Raw genomic sequence first — 1,436 nt, 5'->3', positions numbered from 1 at the left:
CGAACCATCATTCCCGGATACCACACTCTCGGGATAGAGGCGCAACAGATTTCTGCTCCCCCCGCCCCCCATCTGGCCATATCCGCACCTCCAGCCCCATCCACCGACGCGGAGTAAATGAAATTCCCGGTATGATTCACAATACCCACCTGCGCTGTCGCGGTAGGACTTGGGCCAGCTTGCTCAACCTGCCTGGCCTTGAGGGCGCAGCCGCTCAACAGCAAGGCAGTGCCAAGATACATAATCCATTTCATGATTTTCCTTTTATCAAAGTAAGCAGTTGAATGAACAAGGCTAGGCAGCCGAGCGCGCCTGCCAGAAATCGTCGGGCAGCGTGTCGAGCTCGGACAGGTAATTCGCCCCCTGGCGCGTGCGCCGCAACAGGCTGGCCATCGCAGGATGCAAGGTGAAATCATCGGCCAGCATCAAGGCCAGGGCGCTGAAATGCTGACGCTGGCCCGCCGCCTCGATGCCGCTGGCGTTTGCTACAAGTAAATGACGCGCCACGCGCGCGTGGCACTGGGCCGGAGTGCCGGAGTGAAACAGGTCCGGCTGCACATCATGCAGATTGGCAAGGATGGCGTCGGCTTCGGCGCTATCCACCAGGGCGGCGAAGGCGGCGTCGCCGAGGGGGAATTTATCAAACTCCGCAGGGACGGGACTGGGCTGCGCCTCGCCCTGCCAACTGATCAACGAACCATCGCGCTGCAGCGACCACCAGTGGTAGATGGGGCTCAGCAAATGCGCGGACTGCGTTTCAGTCAAGGCTGCCAGCAAGGCCGGCAATGTGCGGCTATCGGCCCAGCGCACGGGCCATTCGACGGTATCTGGCGTGATGGCAATCAAATAGGGGCGCAGATGCTGCTCCAGCTGGTCGATATCGAGCGTGCTGGCGATGATGCTGAGCATGGGCTTGCCTGCACACAGCGAAAACAGGCGCTGCAGCCACTCGGCCTGCTCGCTGCTTGTCGATGGCGCCGCCATTAAATGCGGTGCGGCGCTCTTGAAGTTTTGCAGCGAGGTATACGCATACAGCGACTGGCGCCGCAAACGGCTCGGGTAGCGCTTGGTGAAAAACTCCTCATCGCAGGCGCCGTCGAGCAGCGCCAGAAAATGCAAGGGCTGGCCGCCGTTCGCCACCGCCGCTTCCGCGCACAAGGCCTGCAGTTGCTGTGCGATCTGCGCTGGAACTGCAGGGTCAGGAAGATCGATGGCAAAGTACATCATGGCTCCTTTTCTAGGCTGCCGTGGGCGCGACAAACGGGCTGCCGCTACGCAAGGCCGCCAGCAGGCACGCTTTGCAGACGCTGGCAGGCAGCGCCGGCAATGGATAAGCGAGCCGCTCCGGCCCGATAAAACTCTTCTTGCCGGCATGCACCGTGATCTTGCCGGGGCACTGCACGGTGATGTTGCCGCCCTCGATGGTGATATTCGCC

Annotated in this window: 3 protein-coding genes; all 3 read right to left on the bottom strand. The window is 61.5% G+C overall.

What is annotated here, in order from left to right; genetic code table 11:
* Window positions 1–254, bottom strand: a 254-nt coding sequence (locus HWE17_RS28425; RefSeq protein WP_176391112.1) for a DUF3304 domain-containing protein, incomplete at its 3' end; no start/stop codon positions are given.
* Window positions 255–294: 40 nt separating this feature from the next.
* Window positions 295–1,227 carry a DUF4123 domain-containing protein gene (locus tag HWE17_RS28420; RefSeq protein ID WP_255206433.1) on the bottom strand — a complete coding sequence of 311 codons (933 nt, stop codon included), beginning with the start codon at window positions 1,225–1,227 and terminating at the stop codon, window positions 295–297.
* Between the two features lie 10 nt (window positions 1,228–1,237).
* On the bottom strand, window positions 1,238–1,436 hold a 199-nt coding region (locus HWE17_RS28415), incomplete at its 5' end, for a DUF2345 domain-containing protein (protein WP_176391111.1).

Source organism: Janthinobacterium sp. BJB401, assembly GCF_013372745.1.
Lineage (GTDB): Bacteria > Pseudomonadota > Gammaproteobacteria > Burkholderiales > Burkholderiaceae_D > Janthinobacterium > Janthinobacterium rivuli.
Note: the sequence above shows the minus strand (reverse complement) of the source record. Positions and strands in the feature narration are given on the sequence as shown.